Raw genomic sequence first — 21,115 nt, 5'->3', positions numbered from 1 at the left:
GCAAACGCACCAAAACGCCACGCCGCCGTGGCCAAGAACCGATGCACAGTTTCTAATTTATGATTAGACATTACTATAGTGCATAGTTCCTGGCGAGCAAATAGAGTTCTCGGCTTCGATCTTTGGAGGCCTTGGGCTTGCGCGAAGCAACCTTTTCGAACGAAGCGCGCATGTTTTTCATGTAGGCGTCGAAGCCCTCGCCCTGAAAAACTTTCACCAACATATCGCCGCCAGGTCGTAAAGTTTGGGCAGCAAAATCCAGGACCAATTCAGCCAAGAACATGGCGCGCGGCTGATCAACGGCGTTCACGCCCGTCATGTTCGGTGCCATGTCCGAGATCACCAGATCCACCGGTTTCCCGCCAATCGCCGCCATCAAACGATCCAAGATTTCCTGCTCACAAAAATCGCCTTGGATAAACTCAACACCGGCAACCGCCTCCATCGGCAGCACATCGACCGCGATGACCTGACCGCCATGGCCGAGACTGTGACGAACATATTGGGTCCACCCCCCCGGGGCCGCCCCTAACTCGACCACCGTCATACCCGGCTTCAACAATCGATCCCGTTGATCGATCTCCTCCAACTTAAATACGGCACGAGAGCGCCAACCCTGAGTCTTGGCCTGCCGAACAAAGGGATCGCGCGCGTGCGCCTGCACCCATCGCCGTGTCTTCGTTTTGCGCTTCATGGCGTCGATATTATCGCAAGCTTAATGATGTCTTCTGATAAAATACGGTGATGAAAAACCTCAGCCAAACACAACTGCGCCACTTGCGTGGCCTCGCCCACGGCCTCACCCCAATCGTAACGGTCGGTGCGGCCGGACTGACCGATTCGGTGATCGAAGAACTGGACGCCAGCCTCCAACACCATGAGCTATTGAAAGTAAAAATAAGGTCGGATGACCGAGAATCAAGGGGCGCAGTGATACAAGACATCGAGCAACGGCTGGGCGCGGTGGTGGTCCAGCGAATCGGTCATACCGCAACGTTCTTTCGGCGGAATCGAAAAAAACCGCGTATCACGCTGTCCGCGTAGGCGTTAGCTGACGTCTTCCTGGGACGCCTACACGCCCTCTTCCGGAGTACCGCGGAACTCAAGGGACTGTTTCGAATCTTCCCAGGTTGCGACCACAACCAATCCCATTACTGACACCGCAAGATGCAGCAGCTGCGATACACCATGCATCATGACAAAAGCAGTACCCGGGCCTTGGGAAGCGGCGCGGAGGTGCTGCAGAACCGGGTGAATGATCAGTTCACTGATGAGCAGGAAAATCAACCCGATCGCCAGCAGACGGCGCTGCCATAACCGCCAGCGCGGGGGACGACGACGGACAAAATCGAAGGTAACAAGAACCGTCAGCACCCCGATACCAATCCACGCCGACCAAAAGAACAATTCCCCGGCGAGATCACCCGCGAGGGCCCGCGTGTCTAAGCGAGCAAACAAAACAGGGGCCACCAAGTACCCCACGCCAACGTGGGTACCGAGCCAGGTGGTCAAGAGAACTCGTCGTGCCCCGGCATAGAGCGGATCAATACCCACGCCTAAACGTAGCTAACGCGGAGAATCTCGTAAAAGCGAACGCCGCCGGGCGCTTGGACTTCGGCGACATCCCCCGTGCGCTTCCCGATTAGGGCGCGCGCGATGGGCGACGTGACAGAAATCATCCCTGATTTGATGTCGGCCTCATCTTCACCGACGATCCGATAGGTGACTTCGTCGCCGCTTTCCTCTTCCACCAAGTCCACAGTGGCGCCGAAAACGACGCGATCGGACGGTTCTAGCTGGGTCACATCGATCACTTGGGCATTGGATAACTTGCCCTCGATTTCGCTAATGCGGCCCTCAACGAAACTTTGCCGCTCCCGGGCCGCATGATATTCGGCGTTCTCTTTAAGATCGCCGTGGGCCCGTGCCTCAGCAATCGCTTCGATCACTTGCGGGCGTTCGACATTCTTGAGTCGCGTTAACTCTTCCTGCAGCAGCTGCGCGCCGCGCACGGTGAGAGGAACTCTATTCATGAGCGCAACTCCTTGTGCAAGTCTTGCAACTTGTGCACTTCAACGTTATCGAGATATTCGATGGCCAGTGTCCCGGCTCTGGCCCCTGCGATGGTGGTGAAGTAAACCACTTTGTGTTGTAAGGCGGCACGCCGTATGGACAAAGACTCGGCGATAGCTTTTTTGCCTTCGGTGGTGTTCACGATCAAATCGATCTCATCGTTCTTGATCATATCCACCAGATGCGGGCGTCCTTCGGTGACTTTGTTCACACTCTCGCAATCGACGCCGGCGGCCTGTAGCGCCAAGGCCGTCCCTCGCGTGGCCACGAGCGAAAAGCCTTTCTCTGCCAGTAGCCGCGCCAACGCCACTGCCGCGGGTTTGTCCGGATCACGCACGCTCAACAAGGCCCGTCCCTGCCGCGACAACGATACCCCGGCGGCAAACTGAGCTTTCGCGAAGGCTTCCCCGAAAGAACGTCCCACGCCCATCACTTCGCCGGTGGATTTCATCTCGGGACCGAGGATGGGATCGACACCGGGGAACTTAATGAACGGAAAGACCGATTCCTTCACGGCGTAGAAGCTCTGCGGCGCTATTTCGTCGACGCAGTCTTGATCCACCAAACGCTTACCCACCATACAACGGGCAGCCACTTTCGCCAAGGGAATACCACACGCTTTGGAAACGAATGGCACTGTTCTCGACGCGCGCGGATTCACCTCCAGCACATAGATCTCGCCGTCCTTGATCGCGAATTGCGTGTTCATCAAGCCGACAACGTTGAGCTCGCGAGCCATGGCACAGACTTGCTCGCGGAGGCGACCGCTGATGTCCTGATCCAAACTGTAGGGCGGCAAAGAACAGGCGGAATCCCCGGAATGAACGCCCGCTTGCTCGATGTGTTCCATGATGCCACCAACCAAGACGGTCTCTCCGTCACTGATCGCATCCACGTCAACTTCGATGGCGTCATCCAAAAATCGATCCAGCAGCACAGGACAATCATTCGACACCTTCACCGCATCGCCCATATATCGGGACAGATCGCCTTCGTCGTAGACGATTTCCATCGCCCGCCCCCCCAATACGTAGGAGGGACGCACCAACAACGGGAACCCGAGGTCGCGGGCCAGCCGGATGGCTTCTTCCTCGCTCCGCGCCGTGCGATTGGGGGGTTGATTCAGCTTGAGCTTTTTCAACATTCGCTGAAACCGCTCGCGATCCTCGGCAAGATCAATGGAATCGGGGGAAGTTCCGATAATGGGCGCCCCCGCGGATTCCAACGCACGGGCCAGTTTCAGTGGGGTTTGCCCGCCGTATTGAACGATCACACCCTTGGGTTGTTCTTTTTGGATGATTTCCAGAACGTCTTCCAGGGTGAGCGGCTCGAAATAGAGCCGATCAGACGTGTCATAGTCGGTGGACACCGTTTCCGGGTTACAGTTAATCATGATGGTTTCGTAACCATCTTCCCTCAGGGCCAAGGCCGCGTGGACGCAACAGTAGTCGAACTCAATGCCTTGCCCGATTCGGTTCGGACCACCGCCGAGCACGACGATTTTCTCCCGAGTCGTGGGCTCGGATTCGCACTCTTCGTCGTACGTGGAATACATATAGGCCGTTGTGGACGCAAACTCGGCCGCGCACGAATCCACCCGTTTGTAGACGGGGCGAATGCCGTGTCTGTGACGACACGCTCTGACGTCATCTTCTTTGCTGCCGATCAACGTGGCGATACGTGTGTCCGAAAAGCCCTTTCGTTTCAAACGCCGAAGCGCATCGACGCTCAAATCCGCCAGATTGGTTTTGGCGATCGCCGATTCGTCGCGAATAATGTCTTCGATCTGAACAAGAAACCAAGGGTCGATCCACGTCAGATTATGAATCTCCTCAAGGGTGAATCCGGCCCGGAATGCATCGCCGACATACCAAAGCCGCTCCGCCCTGGGGGCGCGCAATTCCTGCTGCAGTCGCAGCCGACCCTCTTCGGTATGGGGATCGCCATCGAACATCGGCGTAAATCCGTCCGTTCCCGTCTCCAAGCTCCGAAGCGCTTTCTGCAACGACTCTTGGAAATTGCGGCCCATGGCCATGGCCTCGCCCACCGACTTCATCTGCGTGGTGAGATGATCGTCTGCCTGAGGGAATTTTTCGAACGTGAACCGCGGAATCTTGGTTACGACGTAGTCGATGGTCGGCTCAAACGATGCCGGCGTCGCACCGCCGGTGATTTCGTTGCGCAACTCATCCAGCGTATACCCGACCGCCAGCTTCGCCGCCACTTTGGCGATGGGGAAACCCGTCGCCTTGGATGCCAATGCAGAAGAGCGGGACACCCGCGGATTCATCTCGATGACGACAATACGCCCGTCAGCGGGATTCACGGCGAATTGGACATTGGATCCGCCGGTCTCGACGCCGATCTTACGTAATACCGCCAGCGAGGCATCACGCAGCCGTTGATACTCTTTGTCCGTCAGCGTTTGGGCCGGCGCAACGGTGATGGAGTCACCCGTGTGCACACCCATGGGATCAAGATTTTCGATACTACAGACGATAATGCAGTTGTCCTTTTTGTCTCGGACAACTTCCATCTCAAACTCTTTCCAACCGAGCACCGACTCTTCGAGCAAAACTTCGTTGGTTGGAGACAAATCAAGCCCGCGCTCGACGATTTCAACGAATTCTTCGCGGTTGTAGGCGATGCCGCCACCGCTGCCGCCCAGCGTGAAAGAGGGTCGAATGATGGTGGGGAAGCCCACTTGCGGTTGCACCTGCGAAGCTTCTTCCATGCTATGCGCAACCACCGAACGCGGTGTCGCCAGACCGATCTCACCCATCGCGATCCGAAATCGATCACGATCCTCGGCCATATCGATGGCATCGCGGCTGGCACCAATCAGCTCCACACCGTAATGCTCTAAGATCCCCTCCCGGGCCAGATCCAAAGCGCAGTTGAGTGCCGTTTGACCGCCCATGGTCGGCAAAACCGCACTGGGGCGCTCTTTTTCGATGATTCGCGCGATTGTGGACCACTGAATGGGTTCGATGTAAATCGCATCAGCGGTTTCCGGATCGGTCATGATGGTGGCGGGATTCGAGTTCACCAAAATGACCCGGTAGCCCTCTTCGCGGAGCGCTTTACAGGCTTGGGCGCCTGAGTAATCGAACTCGCAGGCTTGCCCGATAACGATCGGTCCGGCCCCGATGATCAGAATGCTTTCGATATCTGTGCGTTTTGGCATGGACGACGATTTTTGGTTACGGCGGTTGATAGAAACCCAGCCCGCGGCGTTTTCCTTAACCGCGATGAGTTTCCATCAGCTGGGTAAAACGGCGAAACAGCCCGGACAAGTCATGCGGTCCGGGACTGGCTTCGGGGTGTCCTTGAAAACTGAATGCGGGCTTATCCGTCCGTTCGACGCCTTGCAGAGATTCGTCGAACAAGGAACGGTGGGTTGCACGCAAGTTGTCCGGCAGCGTAGCTTCATCCACGGCGAAGCCATGGTTCTGGCTACTGATGCTGACCTGATTGGAATCGAGGTCCAGCACCGGATGATTGGCACCATGATGACCGAACTTCATCTTGACCGTTCGGGCGCCACTGGCCAAACCAAGCAACTGATGACCTAGGCAAATACCGAACAACGGGATGCCCTGAGCCAACAATTCTTGGATGGCGGAAATCGCATAATCACATGGTTCGGGATCACCGGGGCCGTTGGATAAAAACACCCCGTCCGGCGCCATCGCCAACACCTCAGAAGCCGGGCAGGTGGCGGAAACGACGGTGACGCGACAACCGGCCTCTGTCAGCATGCGAAGGATATTCCGCTTGATACCATAATCGTAGGCCACCACATGGTAGGGCAGTGTGTCCGCCGCCGGTTTGGAAAACCCATCCAACGACCACCGGCCTTCAAGCCATTCGTAGCGCTCGCCGGTGGTGACCTCTTTGGCCAAGTCCATCCCTTTCAAACCGGGAAAAGTTCGGGCGGCATCAAGCGCAGTCCGCACAGCCTGCTCCACATCACCCTCTCCGGCGACGATCGCGCCATTTTGGGCTCCCGTCTCCCGAAGCCGTCGGGTCAACCGACGGGTATCCACATCGGCAATCCCAATCACACCTTGCTCGGACAGATACGTACCCAGATCAGTTTGAGCGCGCCAGTTACTCACCACCGGCGAGGCTTCGCGCACGATGAGCCCACTGGCTTTAATGCCATCGGACTCAGCATCTTCTGGATTCACACCCACGTTGCCGATATGAGGATAGGTCAATGTGACCAGTTGGCGGAAATAAGAGGGATCAGTCAGTATTTCCTGGTATCCCGTCATCGCCGTATTGAAGACAACTTCGCCGGACGAGACACCATGGGCTCCGATTGCGGTACCGTGAAATACGCTTCCATCTTCAAGCGCGAGTACGGCGGGTACGGTCAATGCGGCCTCCAGTCGGACACACAAAGCGGGAGACGCGCACGGGGAACGCCTCCCGCTTTGAAAATTCAATGCTGAATTATACCTCGCGTGTGACGAGCTCGCAGGGAAACCCGGGCAATTTGGCGTTGCTCGGAAAACCGCGTTCGTCTATCGAGATCGTGGCGAATTCTACGCATGCGCCTGCCGATTGTCCATGCTCAAGGCTGCGGACGTATCCTCAAAGACCTAAGACATCCGACATATCGTAGAGCCCCGGGGGCTTGCCCGCGAGCCAGGCTGCTGCGCGCACCGCCCCTCGGGCGAAATTCTGTCGGCTGGTGGCGCGATGGGTGATCTCCAGCCGCTCTCCGTCCGCCGCGAACATCACCGTATGCTCACCGACGATGTCGCCGGCCCGGATGGTCTCGAAACCGATGGTCTTCCGATCTCGTTCTCCGGAGATGCCCTCTCGGCCATACACCGCACAGGCTTGCAAATCGCGCCCCAAGGCGTTGGCAACCACCTCGCCCATGCGCAAAGCCGTACCCGACGGCGCATCGACCTTGTAGCGATGGTGAGCTTCGATAATTTCGATATCGACGGTATCTCCAAAGGTTTCCGCCGCCAACTCGATCAATTTAAGCGCGACATTCACACCCACACTCATGTTGGGCGCCATAACAATCGGGATATTGCGTGCGGCCTCGGCGATTCGCACCTTGTCTGACTCATCGAACCCGGTGGTGCCGATCACCATGGATTTCCCTTGGGCCACGCAGTCGGCGAGGTGCCGCAAGGTCGGCTCTGGGCGGGTGAACTCAATGAGCACATCGAACTCGTTCGCATGCACCGCCAAATCATCAGCCAATAAAACATTCAGGGTACCAAGCCCGGCCACTGTACCCGCATCCTGGCCCAGCAACGAATGACCGGGCGCCTCCAATGCCACCGTTGCGCCGACACCCTCGTGGTTCTGAGCCGCCTCGAGCAAAGCGCGCCCCATACGGCCTGCCGCGCCACTGATCGCCAATCGGGTCATGATTACCGCCCCTTTAGGTCACGTTAAGAAGTGAAGCGCTCAAAGAATTGACGCACGCCGTCCAACCACCCGTGCTTTTCAGGGCTGTGGTGATGACCGCCCGCACTGACCGAGGTGTCGAATTGCCGCAGGAGATCCTTTTGCTCAGTCGTGAGGTTGACCGGCGTTTCCACGCGCACTCGGCAAAGCAAATCACCCTGCGGCGCACCCCGAAGCCCGGGAACGCCGTTACCTCGAATACGAAACATCTTGCCTGCTTGCGTGCCTGCCGGAATCTTTAATGACACCTTGCCCGTTAGGGTTGGCACTTCCAACTCGCCACCAAGGGCAACGGTGGTAAAAGAAACGGGCATATCACAAATCAAATCACGTCCTTCGCGCTCAAAGATCTTGTGCGGCCGAATTTTCATCTCGACGTATAAATCGCCCGCAGGCCCGCCGCCCATCCCGGCTTCGCCTTCACCTGCCAGGCGAATCCGGTCGCCCGTGTCCACGCCGGCGGGTATCCGAACGGAAAGCGTCTTTTCTTTGCGAACTCGCCCCTCTCCCCGGCATTCCGGACACGGCTCTTTAATCACCTTGCCGCTGCCCGCGCACTGCGGACAGGTTTGCTGCACCGAGAAAAACCCTTGCTGGATACGAACGTCGCCATGGCCGCCACAGGTCGGGCAAACTTGGGGTTCGGCACCGGGCGCCGCACCCGTCCCGTCACAGTGACCACAGGAGACCGACGTAGGCACCCGGATCTCAGCGGTGGTTCCCGCCGCCGCGTCTTCCAAATCGATTTCGTGTATGTAACGCAAATCGGCGCCGCGGAAAGAGCGATTGCGACCGCGCCGACCGCCACCAAAGATATCCCCGAAAACATCGCTGAAGATGTCATTGAAGGCGTCGCCGAATCCGCCGCCGGGTCCGCCACCCACTGAGGGATCGACGCCCGCGTGCCCGAAGCGATCATAGGCCGCCCGCTTTTTAGAATCGCTCAAAACATCGTAGGCTTCCCTGATCTCTTTGAACTTTTCCTCGGCCGTCTCGTCGCCCTGATTCCGGTCGGGATGATATTTCATCGCCATCCGACGGTAGGCCTTCTTGATATCCGCTTCCGTCGCTTCTCGGGAAACATCTAATGTTTGGTAGTAGTCGGCTTTTGCCATGGGCTTTGTCGTCGTTAATCTGAATTAAGTGAGATAGAAGCCAAGCGTCCAATGCCTTGGAGGTACGCCCTGGGCACGCAATGGCCGGGACGCTCAGGCGCCCCGGCCATTCGACAGGGAGTTGAGGGGAACGACCGATTACTTCTGGTCGTCGTCTTTAATCTCCTCAAACTCCGCATCCACGACTTCTTCTTCCGCTGCACCGCCGGATTGCGCCGCCTCAGGGCCCGCTTGAGCGCCTTCGGCCGCATAGACGCGCTCGGCCAGTTTACCGGACAGTTCCGACAAGGCCTGGGTCTTGGACTCGATCAAAACCTTGTCGTCTCCTTGGATGGCCTCTTTGACTTCCTCGATGGCCTGGTTGATGCCGGTTTTTTCGTCGTCGGAGACTTTATCGCCCAACTGATCGAGCGATTTCTCCGTTGCATAGACCAGGTTATCCGCCTGATTTCGGGCCATCACCAGATCGTGAAACTTGCGATCCTCGTCGGCATGCGCCTCGGCATCACCGACCATTTTCCGGATCTCTTCTTCGCTCAAGCCGCTGGAAGCCTTGATGACGATCGATTGTTCGCGGCCCGTCGCTTTATCCTTGGCCGAAACATTTAGGATGCCGTTGGCGTCGATGTCGAAGGTGACTTCGATCTGCGGGACACCCCGCGGTGCCGGCGGAATATCGGTCAGGTCGAACCGACCCAAGGATTTATTGTCGACCGCGCGCTCGCGTTCGCCTTGGAGCACGTGAACCGTCACCGCCACCTGATTATCGTCCGCAGTGGAAAACACTTGGGTCGCCTTGGTTGGGATGGTGGTGTTCTTTTCGATGATCTTGGTCATCACGCCACCCATGGTTTCAATACCCAGCGACAACGGCGTGACATCCAGCAGCAATACGTCTTTGACGTCACCGGCCAGGACGCCGCCCTGCAGGGCAGCCCCAATGGCCACCGCCTCGTCGGGGTTCACGTCGCGACGCGGATCTTTGCCAAAGAAGTTTTTCACGGCCTCCTGGACTTTGGGCATTCGGGTCTGCCCACCGACCAAGATCACCTCATCGATTTCAGAAACCGACAGACCCGCATCCTTCAAGGCCACCTTGCAAGGCTCGATGGTCCGCTCGATCAAGGGATCCACCAGGGCCTCCAATTTGGCCCGCGTCAGCTTCATGTTGAGATGCTTCGGCCCCGTGGCGTCGGCGGTGACGTACGGCAGATTAATCTCGATCTGTTGCGCGGAGGACAGTTCGATCTTGGCCTTTTCCGCTTCCTCTTTCAGGCGCTGCATGGCCAAGGGATCTTTACGCAAATCAATGCCGTTTTCTTTTTCGAACTGGCTGGCCAGGTAGTCAATGATCTTCAGGTCAAAGTCTTCACCGCCCAGGAAGGTGTCACCATTGGTAGCCAACACTTCAAATTGGTGCTCGCCCTCGATTTCCGCGATTTCGATAATCGACACGTCGAAGGTACCGCCGCCCAGATCATAGACAGCAATCTTACTGTCGCCGCGTTTCTTGTCCATGCCATAGGCCAGGGCCGCGGCGGTGGGCTCATTGATAATGCGTTTGACTTCCAGACCGGCGATTCGCCCGGCGTCCTTAGTCGCCTGACGCTGCGAGTCGTTGAAGTACGCCGGCACAGTGATAACTGCTTCGGTGACCGACTCACCCAGGTAGTCCTCGGCGGTTTTCTTCATCTTCCGCAGGACCTGCGCCGAGACTTCCGGCGGCGCCATCTTTTTGCCACTCGCCTCTACCCAGGCATCGCCATTGTCGGCCCGCACAATCTGATAGGGGACGATCTTCAGGTCCTTCTGCACCACGGCATCATCAAAGCGTCGTCCGATCAGACGCTTGATGGCGTATAAGGTATTGGCGGGATTCGACACAGCCTGCCGTTTGGCGGGTTGTCCGACCAAAGTTTCGCCATCTTTTGTGTACGCAACCACCGAAGGGGTCGTCCGGGCGCCTTCCGCGTTTTCCAGAACTTTCGGCTTGCCGCCTTCGAGCACAGCCACACAGGAATTGGTGGTGCCCAAGTCGATACCAATAATCTTAGCCATGTACCAACACTCCAAACTCAACAGGCATAACGAATGATGTTCTTTACAGTGGGGTTAATCGGATCGGTTTCAAGGATCCGATTAACCGCATGTCATAAAAGACCTGAAATGCGTCAGGTGCCGCGCGAGACAACGACCATGGCGGGACGAATCAACCGGTCGTTCAGGGCGTAGCCTTTTTGCATCACCGCCAGGACGGTGTCCGGCGCCGCATCCGCGGACTCCTGCATGGAAACCGCCTGATGCAAATCGGGGTTGAAAGACTCGCCCATCGGATTAATCTCCTGGCAGCCGTGCTTTTCCAGCACGCCCCACAACATTTTGAGCGTGAGCTCGACACCTTCCCGTATGGCCACCACCGCCGGATCTTCTCCTTTAGATGCCGCCACCGCCAGCTCCAGGCTATCCCTCACCGGCAACAGGTCCTGAACAAAGCGCTCCAATGCAAACTTGTGGGCATTTTCCAGATCGCGTTCGCCGCGCCGGCGGATGTTGTCCATCTCAGCCTTGGCTCGAACATACAAATCCCAGTTTTGCTGCGCTTTCTGCTCCAGCTCCGCGAGTTGTCCTTGCAGCACAACGGAATCTGAGGCGCCCGCATCTCCGGCGTTTTCTGAATGCGTTTCTACCGCGTCGATAGTGGCGTAAGCACCGGAGCTCGCTCCTGCGGTCTCGGCATCGGGTTGGCGTAGTTCGTGATCGTCTTGCTGGTTGCTCATAACTGAGGCTCCGTCTTGCGCGCAATCGGGCTGCGCGCACTTCAACAAAAACAATTTACGGGCAACCGAATTCTTCGGGCCCGACTCAACTTCCAATGAATTGGGGGTTAATGGCGATGGTTCAAGACCGCACTGAGCAATTTGGCCGTGATGTCGACGATGGGAATCACCCGCTCGTACGCCATTCGGGTGGGCCCGATGATACCCAACGCGCCCACGATTTGCCCGTTCACTTGATACGGCGAAGTAATCACACTGCAGTCATCGAAAACCTGATGACCGGATTCTTCGCCGATAAAAATCTGCACGCCATTGGCCGAAACGGCCAAATCGAGAAGATGCAGAATGTCGCGTTTACTGGTGAAGGCGTCGAACAGCGCACGCAATTTATCGATATCAGAGAGCTCTTTGAACCCCATCAGGTTAGATTGACCGGCGAAGACACAGTCGTCTTCAGTATCGTCGCGAAAAATCCGGTCGGCCAGATCAATTGCCGAGGTCATCAGTTCGCTCATGCGCTTCTGCGTGCGGTTCATCTCTTCGATGATCAACGCCCGCACCTGATGCAAATCACGACCGGCGAACAGGCTGTTGAGGTAATTCGCCGCCTGCTGGAGCTCACTCGGGGAGTAGGCCCGATCCATCTCCAAAATTCGGTTCTCGACTTCTTTCCCCTCGAACACCAAAATCGCCAGGATTCGATTCTGTGAGAGCGGGACGAACTCGAGATGCGTCAAACCCATATGGCTCCGCTTCGGCAGCGTCACCACGGCGGTCATCCGGGTCACACCGGAAAGCAGCGTAGAGGCGGTCGTTACCAAGGACTGCTGATCCAACGCCGCCTCGCCACCGGACAGCTGATCCTTAATATGCTCGATCTCGACCTCGTCCAAAGGCTTGACCTGCAATAAGGAATCCACAAAAAGGCGATAGCCTTTAGCCGTTGGTACACGCCCCGAGGACGTGTGAGGCGCGTGAACGAATCCCAAATCCTCTAAATCCGCCATCACATTACGGACCGAAGCGGGACTGAGCGACAAACCGGAGTCACGTGCCAAAGTACGCGAACCCACGGGTTCACCTTCCCGGATGAACCGTTCGATCAGCGCTTTTAATAAAACTTGAGCGCGCTCTCCAAGTTCAAGTTGGGTAGTCGAATCGATCATGATCGCTCGTGAACACTCATAGACATCATGGGACGAATAGATATCGCCCGCTTAGCACTCTTCCTGGCGGAGTGCTAACCTGGGAAGCTAGCAATCGAACGCTTTGAGTGTCAAGACTTAGGACCTTGGCTCGGTCGCGGGACGCGTGATAAGTTTTGCGGGTTTTACCGGAATAAATACATCATGGAACGGTTCAAAACCATCGGGATCATAGGCAATCCCGCCAGCTCGAAAACCGCCGAGACATTGCACCGGCTTGCCAGTCATTTGATTGGCCGCGGGGTTCGGGTTTTGGTTGACCGCAACTGTGCCGAACTGGAGCCGGCAAACGGCCAGACGATCGCGGACCGGGAACAACTGGGGCAGGAATCCGATCTGGTCGTCGTGATTGGCGGAGATGGCACGTTCCTGGATGCCGCGCGTTCCGTCGCACCGTTTAAAATCCCGTTGCTCGGCGTCAACTTGGGCCGATTGGGTTTCATGGTCGACGTTGCACCCGACCGCATGACCACCACGCTTGATGAAGTGTTGGCCGGCGAGTTTCAGGTGGAAACCCGCTTTCTGCTGGACGGCGCCGTTATTCGCGAGGGATCGGTCGTGCACCAAGGGTTTGCCCTCAACGATTTGGTGATTAACAAACGCGACGTCGCACGCATGATCGATTTCGACACCTATGTCGACGACCATTTCGTCAGCGAGCACCGAGCGGATGGGCTGATTGTTTCCACCCCCACCGGGTCCACAGCCTATGCGCTCTCGGGTGGCGGCCCGGTCGTTCATCCGTCCCTGGAAGCCTTGCTGCTGGTACCGATTTGCCCCCATACCCTGAGCGACCGTCCGTTAGTCGTCGGGGCCAACGCCAGCGTGGAGATCGAAATCAGCGCCCGCAATGCCAACCCCGTCCAAGCCACATGGGATGGTCAAACGAGTATCGCACTGGAAACCCATGACCGCGTCCGGGTTCGCCGGAGTCCTTTCGACCTGACCTTCATTCACCCGCGGGACCACGACTATTTCCGAATTCTCAGAACCAAACTCGGCTGGGGTGGCGACCGAAATCGCCGCAATTGAAGGCGCGTTGCCAACACATGCTGACCCGTATCGACATCCGAAATTTCGCCATCATTGAGCAACTGAGCGTTGAGTTGCAGCCCGGTCTGTGCGCCTTGACGGGCGAGACCGGCGCCGGCAAATCCATCTTGATCGACGCATTGAATCTGGCCTTGGGTGATCGCGCGAGCGCCGAGGTCATCCGCACCGGCGCCACACGAACCGAAATTTCCGTTGAGTTCGATATCGCCGATTCCCCCGCCGCCCATAGCTGGTTAGCGGAGCACAGCCTGGATGACGACGGACTGTGCCAGCTGCGCCGGACCGTCGAAAGCGAACGCGGCTCGAAGGCCTTCATCAACGGCCGCAGCGTCAACACCCAGAATCTTCGTGAACTGGGCGAGTTGCTGGTGGACATCCACGGCCAGCACGAGCATCAGTTTTTGCTCCGACGCGATGCCCAGCGGGCGTTGTTGGACGACTTGGCCGGCCACACAGAACAACTGAGCGCGCTTCGCGAGACCTACCGCGATTGGCAGAAAACCCGACAACAACTGACTGAACTCACGCAGGCCGACACGGACCGGGAGGCCCGGCGCGATTTGTTACAGCATCAGGTGCAGGAGCTGGAAGCACTGGATTTGTCGCCCGGCGAACCCGAACGATTGGCCATTGAGCACAAGCGCCAAGCCCATGTCGAGCACGTGCTGCAACAAGGCCAACAGGCGCTGGCCATGAGTTATGAGGGAGAGGAGCACAATGCCCACACCCTGGCCAGTCATGCCGCACGCGTGGCGGAAGAATTGTGCGACTTCGACCCGGGCTTGGCCGAAGCGCAGGAGTTGTTTGCCAACGCCACGATTCAACTGCAAGAGGGTGCGGATCTGCTGCGCCGCCAGTTGAGCGCCTTGGAAGTGGACCCGGAGCGTTTGGCCTGGCTCGACCGGCGCTTGAGCGCGATTCACCAGCTGGCCCGCAAACACCGAGTCGACCCGGACGCGCTGCCAGACCGTTTGCAAGCATTTCAGGACGAACTCAACGCACTGGATCAATCCGGCTCACAGCAACTCAAACTGCAAAAGAATCTCGAAGCGCTGCAATCGAAATACCTCGCGCAGGCGACGGAGCTCAGTCAGCGACGGACACAGTGCGCCGAGCGCTTTTCTCAGGAAGTGACCACCGTGATGCGCACGTTGGGAATGGTCAACGGTCAACTGGCCGTCCGGGTGGACCACGACCCCGAAGCGGACTTCGCGCCGAATGGTCTTGATCGCATCACCTTCGAGATCGGCATGAATCCCGGTCAGCCACTTCGGCCATTGGCGAAAGTCGCCTCCGGCGGTGAGTTGTCGCGAATCAGCCTGGCCATCCAAGTGGTTGCCGCCCACCATAACCCCATTCGCTGCATGATCTTCGATGAGGTGGACACCGGAATCGGCGGTGGCGTGGCGGAAATCGTCGGCCGGCGACTGAGGCAGATCTCCAACGACCGCCAAGTGCTTTGCGTCACGCACCTCCCGCAGGTGGCGGCCTACGCAACCCAACACTTTCGGGTGAGCAAAAATGCCGATCAGGACTCGACAACGACCACCATTGAGGCACTGAAACCCACAGAACGCGTGGAAGAACTGGCCCGGATGCTGGGTGGCATCCAAATCACGGACACAACCCGGGCCCACGCCAAAGAGTTGATGGCCAACGCCTCACAGGCTTAAGCCGACCGGGCTGGGGCGCCAACACGCGCAAATCGTTGTAATCGCAAGCCTAGTTGGAACCGCCTTGCTTGCGGCACTCCCCGCAAATTCCGTAGATATAAAGGCTATGGCCGGTCATTTCGTAGCCGTGCTCTTCGGCGATGGCATCCTGCCGGCTCTCGATGGTGCTATCGACGAATTCGTCGACGCGGCCGCATTTGAGACAGACGATGTGGTCGTGATGATCCCCTTCGTCAATCTCAAAAACCGAATGCCCGCTTTCGAAGTTGAGGCGATTCACCAAACCGGCGGATTCGAACTGCGTCAAGACGCGATACACCGTGGCCAAACCGATTTCTTCCCCGGACTCAAGCAGCGCCTTGTAGATGTCTTCGGCACTCATATGGCGGTTCTCATTGTTCTCCAACATCTCGAGAATCTTCATCCTCGGCAATGTGACTTTGAGACCGGCTTTCCGAATATCCTTTGACCCCACGCTAAGACCTCCAGGGATTCTTGGCATATAATGGTGAGCAAACGTTCCGCAAGTGAACGTCAGCACACAATATTTATAGGTTAAACACCCAAGATGATACGTAATTCACTCATCACCCTGGTTCTTGGCGCCACCATTCTAACCGGATGTTCCAGCCCCAGCGTGCTTCAAAAAGTCGTGTATCGTCCTTCGATCCAGCAAGGCAATGCGCTGGAGGAGGAAAAAATCGCTCAGCTTCAGGTCGGCATGACCCGCGAGCAAGTTCGCTACTTACTGGGCACACCGGTGGTAAACACAATTTTCGACGACCAGCGTTGGGAGTATGTGTATTACCGCGAGGATGAAGATCTAGCGGCCAATTGCCGGTTGACGCTCTTCTTCGCTGGCAATCGGCTCGATCGTGTGTCCTCTGACAGTGCCGAGCTCAAGAGCTGTTCGAAAACCGCCGTTACAGGCTAACGACCGACCCTTCAACGGACGCTTCTGCGGGACCGGTCCGGTGTGACCCGGTCCCGCCGTTGCTGCTTAGGATCTTTAAGCAGCGGACGATAAACCTCCACCCGATCACCCGCACTCAACACCGTATCCAGCGCGCATTGTACACCCCAGATCCCCAGTGCATTAACGCCCAGCTCGATGGCCGGGAAACGGGACAATAACCCGGAAGCACAAATCGCATCTTCCACCACCGCCCCGCTTGTTAGCTCGATGGGCACAACCACTTGGCAATCCGGCTCCGCGTAGGCCACCTCGACAGTGATCACTTCGGTTTCACTCACGCCGCAAACCCGTTGTCAGGCAAACACGCCCACCAAATTTAGGAATACCAGCAGCACCGCCACCGGCGCCACATAGCGACACAGAATCCGCCATATGCGGTGAACCCACTCGGCGTCCTGCGACAATTCATCCCCGCTGGCCTGCGCCGATACAATCCAAGCCGCGAAAATGGCGATGGCCACCCCACCCAGGGGCAACATGATGTTTGCCGTGGTGAAATCGAGCAGATCAAAAAACGTCTTACCCCAGAGGGTCCAATCCGCGGCCACGTTGAACGACAAAACGGTGCCCAGGCCAATAAACCAAATAACAATGCCACTGCACGCGGTCGCCGCCACCCGCGTCATACCAAGACGCTCCACCAGAAAAGCCACCGAAGGTTCGATTAACGACACCGCGGAGGTCAAAGCCGCCACCACCAACAGTAGGAAAAACAGCGTGGCGAAAATCGTACCGCCGGTCATTTGACCGAAGGCGATCGGCAAGGTCATGAAGATCAGCCCCGGCCCTTCGCCCGGTTCCAGGTTGTAGAGGAAAACCACCGGAAAAATCGCCAGCCCTGCCAGAAGCGCGACCCCGGTATCGGAAATCGCAATCATCGTGGCCGATCGGGGTATTGATGCATCCTGCGGTAAATAGGAGCCATAAATCATGATGGCACCCATGCCCAGGCTCATGCTGAAAAACGCCTGCCCCATGGCCGCCAAAACCGCCGCCCCGTCGATTTTGCTGAAGTCCGGTTGAAACAGAAACACCATCGCTTCCTCGAAGGCACCGGCACTGATTCCGTAACCCACCATCACCAGCAACAGAGCGAACAGCGCCGGCATCAACCACTGAGCGGCCTTTTCCAGGCCGCCTTCGACGCCGCGACTGGTCACCAATACAACCGTGGCCATAATCACCGTGTGCCAGGCCAACAGCGCTTCCGGGTTGCTGACCAAGTCCGTGAACAGGGCCCGCGCGCTGTCCGCGTCCGCTCCGGCCAGCTGACCCGACCCGGCGCGAAACACATACGCCAAGGCCCACCCGGCGATCACGCTGTAGTAGGAAAGGATCAAAACACCAGCGATCACCCCGATTAACCCCACCCACTGCCATGCGGGGTTTCTCTGATCGTCCTCGGCCAACAGCCGCATGGAATCCATCGGATTCTGCCGCCCCCGACGGCCCACCATAATTTCCGCGATCATGATTGGTATACCGATCGCCGCGACACACAGCAGATAGATCAGAACGAACGCCCCCCCGCCGTTCTCGCCAACCATGTAGGGAAACTTCCAGATATTGCCGAGACCCACGGCGGAACCGGTGGCCGCCAGGATAAACGTCAAACGCGAGGACCACTGTCCATGAATGGAGGTTCGATTCATCATAGCTTGGTGTCCCTACCCTACCGTTCGCGCAAAGCGATGTGTGTTGATTATTCGGCCGAGCGACGCGAAAGATGCTCCAAAACGCCTTTGTCGCGAGATTTTCGGCCAATTACCGCAGTGACACAAGCACCCCCCCAAAGGCGCAAGCCGTATCGGCGCCCGAGACGATGCTCTATAATCCCGCGCCATGTCCAAATCGAAGACCACAGGCGGCGGCTCCGTCATCGCCGTCAATAAAAAAGCGCGACACGACTTTCTCATCGAAGATACGTTGGAAGCCGGGCTGGTACTGGAAGGCTGGGAAGTCAAATCCCTGCGGGCCGGTCGTGCCCAACTGGTTGACGCCTACGTGGTCATCAAAGAGGGCGAGGCATGGCTGCTGGGCGGTCATATCACCCCGTTGCCGTCCGCCTCAACCCACGTGATGGCCGACCCGCAGCGTACGCGCAAGCTGTTGATCCATCGCGACCAACTGGACCGACTGGCCGGCGCAGTGGAACGTAAAGGCTACGCACTGGTACCCCTGAAACTTTACTGGCGCAAAGGGCTCGCCAAACTCGAAGTGGGGCTGGCCAAAGGTAAAAAATCCCACGACAAACGCGCCACAGAAAAGGACCGGGACTGGCAGCGGGAGAAAGCCCGCATCATGAAGAATCGGTAAGGCCGCCGGAACCCGCGCTGGCGGCACGGAACATATTCACCGTACAATGGTCATAATTAACGAACCAAGGGGGCGACAAGGCTTCGACGGGGGCCGCGAAACCTTGGGTGCATGTCGAGGGGCAGAGAACCTCGTAAATCCAGCTGCAAACCTTATAGTTGCCAACGACGACAACTACGCACTCGCTGCTTAAAACCCAGTAGGGTGCCGTCTGGCTGAGGCCGTGCTTGTGCGCTCAGATTTCAGGCGTCGACTCTCACAAGCTCGCGGTGAAGGGCGCCCGGCCTGGATCCGTTAAAACCTATCCGGGATCGCCGTTAGTCTTCCCTGGCCGTCGGGTAGCTAACGGTTAAAATAATAGACGGAATAAACATGTAGATCCCAAGATGTAGGGCTTGCGGACGCGGGTTCGATTCCCGCCGCCTCCACCAATTCAACATCCCGCACCATCCAACGAAGTCCTAAAGCCCGCGTAACAGCGGGCTTTTTATTTTCCATGTCGTCCAACAAGGGGCAACAGGATTCGTTGACATCCAGGGGCAAGTGAGTTGCCCCCGCAGGGAGTTGCCCCCGTGCCGCTGACCGACACCGCCGTTCGCAACGCCAAACCCGCCGAGAAGAGTCGCAAGCTGTTCGACGGTGGTGGGCTTTATCTGGAAGTTTCTCCATCCGGGGGCAAGGAGAAGCGGCTGTCGCTTGGCGTGTACCCCGATGTTTCCCTGAAGGACGCCCGCGAGCGCCGCGACGAAGCGCGCAAGCTGCTGGCCACCGACATCGACCCCAGCGAGCACCGCCGGGCGCAGAAGACCGCGAAGGAAGACCGGGTGGCGAACAGCTTCGAGGTGGTGGCGCGGGAATGGCACGCCAAGCACCTGCCCTCCTGGACTGACGAGCACGCCGAGACCATCATCCGTCGGCTGGAGCTGAACGTGTTCCCCTGGCTCAGCGGCAAACCCGTCGCCGACATCACCGCCCCGCAGCTTCTGCAAGTGATGCGGCGGATCGAGGAACGGGGCGCGTTGGAAACCGCGCATCGCGTGCTCGGCTGTTGCGGCCAGGTCTTTCGCTATGCCGTCGCCACCGGGCGCGCCGAGCGCGACCCCTCCGGCGATCTGCGCGGCGCCCTGCCGCCGGTCAAAAGCCGGCACTTCGCCGCCGTTACCGAGCCGGACCAAATCGCCGCCGTGCTGCGCGCCATCGACGGCTACGAAGGCACGCTGCCCGTGCGTTGCGCCCTGCGCCTCGCCCCGCTGGTCTTCGTGCGCCCTGGCGAACTGCGCAAGGCCGAATGGGCCGACGTCGACCTGGACGCCGCCGAATGGCGCTACATCGTCACCAAGACCAACACCCCGCATATCGTGCCGCTCTCCCGGCAGGCCGTGGCCATCCTGCGCGAGCTGCAACCGCTGACCGGACGCGGACGCTACGTCTTCCCCAGTGCCCGCAGCGCATCGCGCCCCATGAGCGACAATGCCGTGCTGGCGGCGCTACGCCGCATGGGCATCGGTAAAGACGAAATGAGCGGCCACGGCTTCCGGGCCATGGCACGCACCATCCTGGATGAAGTCCTTGGTTTCCGGCCCGACTACATCGAGCACCAGCTCGCCCACGCCGTGCGCGACCCGAACGGGCGCGCCTACAACCGCACCGCGCACCTGCCCGAGCGCCACAAGATGATGCAGGCATGGGCGGACTATCTCGACAAGCTGAAGGCCGGCGCGAAGGTGATCTCCCTCCACGAGAACCGCAGCGCCTGACCGCTTTCAGGGAGCCCCGACTCCATCCAGCATTATGTTCCATTGCCGACCACCGACGCTGGCTGGGCAGGCCGCACCGAACCTTTACCGAAGCCGCAGACAATTGGGGGCGGGAAAGCACAGCGCCGTGCGGGGGCGCGACAGCCGAGCCTGCCAGTGGCCCCGCGCAAGCGGCAACGAAGGGAAACCAGGCCGGCCGAAGCCGCAGAGCCGGTTGCGCAGCAGCCGGCGGTGCCCGATTCCGGCACGGCGTAGCCCGCTGCGGAGCCGCAAGCCCTTGGCCCCGTTTTCCGGGGCGAAGGGCGCCGTGGCGGAGCGCGGGCGGTAGCGGAGGGGCCAGAGCTCGAACGAAGCCACGGAGCCAGTCTGCCGGAGCTTGCGGAGGCAGTCTGGCGGCCCTGACGCTGGCACGGCGTAGCCCGGCGCGGCGCTTGCCGCGTAGCTTGCAAGCGGCGTGACGGACGGCCCGGAGCCGTCAAATCGATCTTGAAAATCACCGCTTCCGCCAACAGAATATCCGGCAAGTGGATGGGGAGTTCCCGATCGGCGCTGGGGCGCGGTGGAGATCGCGCCCCTTCTGTTTTCTTCGTAAACAAGCCGTTCTTACATTACTTGGAAACAGATCCCGTCGCGGGAGACTTAACGGGCTCAAGTGATTTGGCGAGTAGCGCACCGACATAACTGGCCTTGTCCTCCTGCTGGAAAAGAACATGCCAGGCTTCCATCTG

The 21,115-nt window shown here is 58.4% G+C and carries 19 protein-coding genes and 1 other RNA gene; 7 read left to right on the top strand and 13 right to left on the bottom strand.

Annotated elements, in window-relative coordinates; translation table 11 throughout:
- Positions 1-73: 73 nt before the first annotated feature.
- Positions 74-694: a 23S rRNA (uridine(2552)-2'-O)-methyltransferase RlmE gene (gene rlmE / locus SVU69_12170; protein MDY6943752.1), complete on the bottom strand. Its 621-nt coding sequence runs from the start codon at positions 692-694 to the stop codon at positions 74-76.
- Positions 695-744: 50 nt separating this feature from the next.
- On the opposite strand from rlmE, the gene yhbY reads away from it, so the two are divergent.
- The gene (yhbY, locus tag SVU69_12165; protein ID MDY6943751.1) at positions 745-1,044 is read left to right on the top strand and encodes a ribosome assembly RNA-binding protein YhbY; all 300 of its coding nucleotides are present in this window, start codon (positions 745-747) and stop codon (positions 1,042-1,044) included.
- A 27-nt stretch (positions 1,045-1,071) separates the two neighbouring features.
- Here yhbY and SVU69_12160 read toward each other — a convergent pair whose 3' ends face one another.
- From SVU69_12160 to hrcA, 9 genes are all read right to left on the bottom strand, one after another.
- On the bottom strand, positions 1,072-1,512 hold the full coding sequence (locus SVU69_12160) for a DUF4149 domain-containing protein (GenBank protein MDY6943750.1): 441 nt from the start codon (positions 1,510-1,512) through the stop codon (positions 1,072-1,074).
- Between the two features lie 44 nt (positions 1,513-1,556).
- Entirely contained in the window at positions 1,557-2,033 is a 477-nt protein-coding gene (gene greA / locus SVU69_12155; protein MDY6943749.1) for a transcription elongation factor GreA, read from the bottom strand.
- A complete protein-coding gene (gene carB, locus SVU69_12150) occupies positions 2,030-5,260 on the bottom strand; it encodes a carbamoyl-phosphate synthase large subunit (GenBank protein MDY6943748.1) in 3,231 nt (1,076 codons plus the stop codon). The genes greA and carB overlap by 4 nt, the downstream gene beginning before the upstream one ends.
- Before the next feature lie 55 nt (positions 5,261-5,315).
- Positions 5,316-6,458: a glutamine-hydrolyzing carbamoyl-phosphate synthase small subunit gene (carA, locus tag SVU69_12145; protein ID MDY6943747.1), complete on the bottom strand. Its 1,143-nt coding sequence runs from the start codon at positions 6,456-6,458 to the stop codon at positions 5,316-5,318.
- Positions 6,459-6,675: 217 nt separating this feature from the next.
- The gene (dapB, locus tag SVU69_12140) at positions 6,676-7,476 is read right to left on the bottom strand and encodes a 4-hydroxy-tetrahydrodipicolinate reductase (protein ID MDY6943746.1); all 801 of its coding nucleotides are present in this window, start codon (positions 7,474-7,476) and stop codon (positions 6,676-6,678) included.
- Between the two features lie 23 nt (positions 7,477-7,499).
- Positions 7,500-8,630, bottom strand: coding sequence for a molecular chaperone DnaJ (dnaJ, locus tag SVU69_12135; protein MDY6943745.1), 1,131 nt, complete (start codon positions 8,628-8,630; stop codon positions 7,500-7,502).
- A gap of 138 nt (positions 8,631-8,768) precedes the next feature.
- Positions 8,769-10,688: a molecular chaperone DnaK gene (gene dnaK / locus SVU69_12130; GenBank protein ID MDY6943744.1), complete on the bottom strand. Its 1,920-nt coding sequence runs from the start codon at positions 10,686-10,688 to the stop codon at positions 8,769-8,771.
- Between the two features lie 113 nt (positions 10,689-10,801).
- Complete coding sequence (gene grpE, locus SVU69_12125; protein ID MDY6943743.1) at positions 10,802-11,407, bottom strand: nucleotide exchange factor GrpE; 606 nt, start codon at positions 11,405-11,407, stop codon at positions 10,802-10,804.
- Between the two features lie 107 nt (positions 11,408-11,514).
- A complete protein-coding gene (gene hrcA / locus SVU69_12120) occupies positions 11,515-12,573 on the bottom strand; it encodes a heat-inducible transcriptional repressor HrcA (protein MDY6943742.1) in 1,059 nt (352 codons plus the stop codon).
- A 183-nt stretch (positions 12,574-12,756) separates the two neighbouring features.
- Between hrcA and SVU69_12115 the strand changes: the two genes are divergently transcribed.
- Positions 12,757-13,644 (top strand): NAD(+) kinase, encoded by an 888-nt coding sequence (locus tag SVU69_12115; GenBank protein MDY6943741.1) that lies wholly within the window; start codon positions 12,757-12,759, stop codon positions 13,642-13,644.
- Between the two features lie 17 nt (positions 13,645-13,661).
- A complete protein-coding gene (gene recN / locus SVU69_12110) occupies positions 13,662-15,338 on the top strand; it encodes a DNA repair protein RecN (GenBank protein ID MDY6943740.1) in 1,677 nt (558 codons plus the stop codon).
- 49 nt (positions 15,339-15,387) lie between these two features.
- Here recN and fur read toward each other — a convergent pair whose 3' ends face one another.
- Positions 15,388-15,813 carry a ferric iron uptake transcriptional regulator gene (gene fur, locus SVU69_12105; protein ID MDY6943739.1) on the bottom strand — a complete coding sequence of 142 codons (426 nt, stop codon included), beginning with the start codon at positions 15,811-15,813 and terminating at the stop codon, positions 15,388-15,390.
- 93 nt (positions 15,814-15,906) lie between these two features.
- Here fur and bamE point away from each other — a divergent pair, with 93 nt between their 5' ends.
- Positions 15,907-16,272 carry an outer membrane protein assembly factor BamE gene (gene bamE, locus SVU69_12100; GenBank protein ID MDY6943738.1) on the top strand — a complete coding sequence of 122 codons (366 nt, stop codon included), beginning with the start codon at positions 15,907-15,909 and terminating at the stop codon, positions 16,270-16,272.
- 11 nt (positions 16,273-16,283) lie between these two features.
- Here bamE and SVU69_12095 read toward each other — a convergent pair whose 3' ends face one another.
- Positions 16,284-16,592 (bottom strand): RnfH family protein, encoded by a 309-nt coding sequence (locus tag SVU69_12095; protein ID MDY6943737.1) that lies wholly within the window; start codon positions 16,590-16,592, stop codon positions 16,284-16,286.
- Positions 16,593-16,607: 15 nt separating this feature from the next.
- Complete coding sequence (locus SVU69_12090; GenBank protein ID MDY6943736.1) at positions 16,608-17,969, bottom strand: sodium-dependent transporter; 1,362 nt, start codon at positions 17,967-17,969, stop codon at positions 16,608-16,610.
- Positions 17,970-18,156: 187 nt separating this feature from the next.
- On the opposite strand from SVU69_12090, the gene smpB reads away from it, so the two are divergent.
- The 3 genes from smpB to SVU69_12075 all read left to right on the top strand — a co-directional run bounded on the left by smpB (position 18,157) and on the right by SVU69_12075 (position 20,387).
- On the top strand, positions 18,157-18,630 hold the full coding sequence (gene smpB, locus SVU69_12085) for an SsrA-binding protein SmpB (protein ID MDY6943735.1): 474 nt from the start codon (positions 18,157-18,159) through the stop codon (positions 18,628-18,630).
- Positions 18,631-18,698: 68 nt separating this feature from the next.
- Positions 18,699-19,061, top strand: a transfer-messenger RNA (tmRNA) gene (gene ssrA, locus SVU69_12080).
- Between the two features lie 141 nt (positions 19,062-19,202).
- Positions 19,203-20,387 (top strand): integrase arm-type DNA-binding domain-containing protein, encoded by a 1,185-nt coding sequence (locus SVU69_12075; protein MDY6943734.1) that lies wholly within the window; start codon positions 19,203-19,205, stop codon positions 20,385-20,387.
- The last annotated feature ends 728 nt before the right edge of the window (positions 20,388-21,115 follow it).

The sequence above is a fragment of the Pseudomonadota bacterium genome (assembly GCA_034189865.1).
In the GTDB taxonomy this organism is placed as follows: domain Bacteria; phylum Pseudomonadota; class Gammaproteobacteria; order UBA5335; family UBA5335; genus JAXHTV01.
This window is presented reverse-complemented; position numbering and strand designations above follow the sequence as displayed.